This is a genomic window from Nostoc cf. edaphicum LEGE 07299, assembly GCF_015207245.1.
Lineage (GTDB): Bacteria > Cyanobacteriota > Cyanobacteriia > Cyanobacteriales > Nostocaceae > Nostoc > Nostoc edaphicum_B.
Map to the genome: position 1 here is coordinate 1 of NZ_JADEXF010000501.1, position 4210 is coordinate 4210.

At 41.4% G+C, this 4210-nt stretch carries 5 protein-coding genes; all 5 read left to right on the top strand.

Annotation, left to right across the window (positions count from 1 at the left end):
* Positions 1 to 226 precede the first annotated feature (226 nt).
* Positions 227 to 562, top strand: coding sequence for a DUF2834 domain-containing protein (locus IQ229_RS15605; protein ID WP_194045136.1), 336 nt, complete (start codon positions 227 to 229; stop codon positions 560 to 562).
* Between the two features lie 14 nt (positions 563 to 576).
* Positions 577 to 1743, top strand: a complete 1167-nt coding sequence (devC, locus tag IQ229_RS15610; protein ID WP_194045138.1) for an ABC transporter permease DevC — start codon at positions 577 to 579, stop codon at positions 1741 to 1743.
* Positions 1744 to 1807: 64 nt separating this feature from the next.
* Entirely contained in the window at positions 1808 to 2560 is a 753-nt protein-coding gene (locus IQ229_RS15615) for a DevA family ABC transporter ATP-binding protein (protein ID WP_194045140.1), read from the top strand.
* A gap of 97 nt (positions 2561 to 2657) precedes the next feature.
* Entirely contained in the window at positions 2658 to 2951 is a 294-nt protein-coding gene (locus IQ229_RS15620; protein WP_194045142.1) for a hypothetical protein, read from the top strand.
* A gap of 178 nt (positions 2952 to 3129) precedes the next feature.
* A complete protein-coding gene (locus tag IQ229_RS15625; protein WP_194045144.1) occupies positions 3130 to 3987 on the top strand; it encodes a nucleotidyltransferase domain-containing protein in 858 nt (285 codons plus the stop codon).
* Positions 3988 to 4210: the final 223 nt, after the last annotated feature.

The window sequence follows — 4210 nt, forward strand, 5'->3', positions numbered from 1 at the left end:
CTTACAGATACAGACAGCAATTGAAATATAGGAATCCGGTTTGATTCCTAAATTTACTTGCGTGGGTAGGGAACAGGGAACAGGGAATAGGGAATAGGGAATAGGGAACAGGAAAGAAAGCATAGATCCTTACTGAGTCTTGTTCAAAAATTAAATAGGAGTCCTATATAGAGTTGTTGTTCGCTATCTCGTCCATTCCATCATTTTTTATAAGGTGAATTCAATCATGATTAAAGTCATATACCTTTTGCTTTGTGTACTTGGCTTCGTTCTACCTTACTCCCAGCTTGTTCCATTTATCTTAGAACATGGTCTTGATATAAAGCTGTTTTTTGAACAACTCTTCGCCAACAAAATTTCTGGTTTCTTTGGCATGGATGTTATTGTTTCATCGCTAGTCTTGTGGACATTGGTATTTTGGGAAGGAACACGTCTGAAAATGCAAAATCTCTGGGTTTATATTGCCTGTAATTTTTTAGTTGGTGTTTCTTTAGGTCTTCCCTTATTTCTTTTGATGCGAGAGCGCCAGCTTGAACAGCAAACTGAAACACTGGGTTATTAAGGAGTTTTTTAAATATGTTTTCTAAACTATTTCGCAAAACGCCGCTAGCATGGCGGCAGTTAATGAAAGAAAAAACCCGTCTGGCTGTTGCAGTTGCAGGTATTGCCTTTGCCGATATACTGATGTTTATCCAGTTGGGATTTGAAAGTGCGCTTTTTGATGCTGCTGTGAAACCTCATCGCAATTTACAGGCAGATTTGGTTTTAATTAGTCCCCAATTTCAAACTTTGTTTTCTGTAAAAAACTTTTCTAGAGAGCGACTTTATCAAACATTAGGTTATGAAGGTGTTCAGTCAGTTAATCCTATCTACATCAGTACTGGACAGTGGCGAAATCCCGAAACACGTCTTGAACGTGCCATTTTGGTTTGGGGTGTTGATCCGGTAAAATCAGCATTCAAATCGTCCGAAATTAAGCAAAATCAGGAGCATCTTAAACAGTTGTATCAAGTTCTGTTTGACCAGGCAGGTCGTCCAGAATATGGGGCAGTTGCCGATATCTTTAAGAAAACAGGCAAATTTGACACGGAACTGAATAGTAAAGCCGTCTTTGTTAAGGGCTTGTTTACTGATGGTGCTTCCTTTGCTGCCGATGGTAATGTGATCACCAGTGATTCGACCTTTCTCCAGCTATTTCCACAGCGTCAACCTGATCGCATCGAAGTTGGATTGATTACGCTTAAACCAGATGCCGATTCTGAAAAAGTGCGATCGCAACTTGTCAATGGACTACCTAAAGATGTCAGAGTCTTGACTCCAGAAGAGTTTGCCAAAGTGGAGAGAACTTACTGGGAACAAGGTACTGGCATTGGTTTTATTTTCGGTTTGGGTACAGCAGTCGGGTTTATCGTTGGCATCGTGATTGTCTACCAAATCCTTTACTCGGATGTTTCTGACCATTTGCCAGAATACGCTACCCTCAAAGCAATGGGATACACCGATAACTATCTCTTGGGAGTTCTAATTCAAGAAGCATTATTGTTGGCTATCTTAGGTTTTCTTCCTGGATTCATCCTTTCTTTTGGATTGTATCAAGTTACCTACGCTGCAACAATGCTTCCTATTTTCATGAAAATGGAACGGGCGATACAGGTTTGGATTTTGACCGTGATTATGTGTAGTGTTTCTGGAGCGATCGCAATGCGAAAACTACGATCTGCTGACCCTGCCGATGTTTTTTAGACGCGATTTTAGACGCGATTCATCGCGTCTCTACAAGAATTATTTCCCTACTTTATAAAATCCTATGTTGCAAAAATCTCTACCAGAAAATTCCAACTCAACACTTTCTGTTTTAGAATCCGTGATTTCTATCAGTAATCTTAACCACTATTTTGGTGAAGGTGCGCTTCGCAAACAAGTATTATTCGATATTAATTTGGAGATTAAGGCTGGGGAAATCGTTATTATGACTGGCCCCTCTGGATCGGGGAAAACGACCTTATTAACCTTAATGGGTGGATTGCGATCTGCTCAAGAAGGTAGTCTCAAAATCTTAGGAGAGGAAATTCGTGGCGCTAAAAAGCTGCAATTAACTAAACTTCGCCGCCAGATTGGCTATATTTTCCAGGCTCATAACCTGATGACTTTTTTGACAGCAAGAGAAAATGTGCGGATGTCTTTAGAGTTGCATGAGGATTTTCTGAATCAGGATATCAATGCTAAAGCGATCGCTATTTTGGAAACTGTCGGTTTAGGTGATCGTGTAAATTATTACCCAGAGAAACTATCTGGAGGGCAAAAACAACGAGTTGCGATCGCTCGTGCTTTAGTTAGCCATCCTAAAATTGTCTTAGCAGATGAACCCACTGCTGCACTCGACAAAAAATCTGGACGCGATGTCGTGGAAATAATGCAGAAGCTAGCTAAAGAACAAGGATGTGCGATTTTGCTAGTTACCCATGATAACCGCATCCTCGATATCGCCGATCGCATCATTTATATGGAAGATGGTCAGTTGAAGACCGATGGTGTAGATTTTACCAAAACAAGCAAGTAAGTAAGCGGGTTAAATTATATAAAACTGCTGTAGGGTGTGTTATCACGTTACCGTAACGCACCATTTTTGAAATTCGTGTAATGTTCTATTTAATATCATGTCCGCTAAATTACCCATAACCCCACGCCTAACCCCTCCCCGCTTGTGGGGCTACGGTGTACACACAAGTCTCTTGCATCGACCTGCACGTTTGTTGCATCGCTCTGCACCTTTGTTGCATCGCCCTGCACCTTTGTTGCATCGCCCTGCACCTTTGTTGCATCGACTCGCACCTTTGTTGCATCGCTCTGCACGTTTGTTGCATCGACTTGCACCTTTGTTGCATCGACTCGCACCTTTGTTGCATCGACCTACAAAAATTAACCCACCCTATGTTACGCAGCAACTTTAAAAGACTTGCGTCTACACTGTAGGCTTGCGGGGAGGCGAGACAAAGCATAGCTTTGGCGGGGTGAGGTTCTTCGAGTTTAATAAGCAATCAAGCAAACCTGATATAACTGGTAGCTGCCCGAATGGGACAATGCTTTTAAAATATATAATGACCAGCGATGGAATCCAACAATCGCTCTATGAATAAGGAATCGCCTCAGTTTATCAGCCATATTGTTTCAAGTTTGCAGTCAATCGAGGGAATTACAGCGATCGCACTGGGTGGTTCACGGGCACGGGGCAACCATACCCTAAAGTCAGATGTAGATTTGGGGATTTATTACAATCCAGAAAAACCGCCCGATTTAATTGCTCTAAATCGCCTCGCCTGTGAGCTTGATGATAATCATCGCGTAAATTTGATTACTGCGATCGGTGAATGGGGAAAGTGGATCAACGGTGGCGGTTGGCTACAGGTTCAAGGTGTAGGTGTAGATTTTCTCTATCGCGACTTGGTGAAGGTAAATCGTGTCATTGATGATTGCCATATAGGACGTATTACTATTGATTATCAACCAGGACATCCTCATGGGTTTGTGTCCTCTATTTATATTGGAGAAATTGCTCTTTGTCAGGTACTTTACGACCATGATAGTGTTTTAGAAGCTTTGAAGGTAAAAACAAAACCGTATCCAGTTGGGCTGAAACAGGCAACTATTGATACTTTTGCTTGGGAAATAAGTTTCTCGCTGTTGGTCGCAAAAAAGGCAATCGCACGCGATGATGTTGTTTACGCAGCAGGTTGTTGTTTCCGTAGTGTCGCGTGTATGAATCAGGTTTTATTCGCGCTCAATGAAGATTACCTGTTGAATGAAAAGGGGGCGCTCGCAGTTGCTAATAAGTTTGCTATTTGCCCGCAGGGCTATCAACAACGGGTTGAGCGAGCGTTTGCACTTTTAGCTGCCGATGCAAAATCAATAACTGAGGCGATCGCGATTCTTGAGGCGATTGAGGATGATCTGAGTCAATGGTATGGAAATCGGCGATTAGCAATGTAATATTCCCGTCCCTGTACCCCACAAAAAAGAATAAATTATCTAAAAGTCTTTTAAAACAAAGACTTTGGTTATTGAGTACATTGTTAATACATATTAATAGATGCAGTATTGCAGATGAGATATTAATAGATGCAGTATTGATTGAAAGTTAATTTAAGAGCCTAAAGGTATCAACAAACTATCCTTTAAACACGGAGTAAATCCTACCGTGAAATTTTTAATG

Bases quoted from the DNA above. Each gene is read 5' to 3' on its own strand.
- IQ229_RS15605 (WP_194045136.1), top strand. From the start codon at position 227: ATGATTAAAGTCATATACCTTTTGCTTTGTGTACTTGGCTTCGTTCTA.
- devC (WP_194045138.1), top strand. From the start codon at position 577: ATGTTTTCTAAACTATTTCGCAAAACGCCGCTAGCATGGCGGCAGTTA.
- IQ229_RS15615 (WP_194045140.1), top strand. From the start codon at position 1,808: ATGTTGCAAAAATCTCTACCAGAAAATTCCAACTCAACACTTTCTGTT.
- IQ229_RS15620 (WP_194045142.1), top strand. From the start codon at position 2,658: ATGTCCGCTAAATTACCCATAACCCCACGCCTAACCCCTCCCCGCTTG.
- IQ229_RS15625 (WP_194045144.1), top strand. From the start codon at position 3,130: ATGAATAAGGAATCGCCTCAGTTTATCAGCCATATTGTTTCAAGTTTG.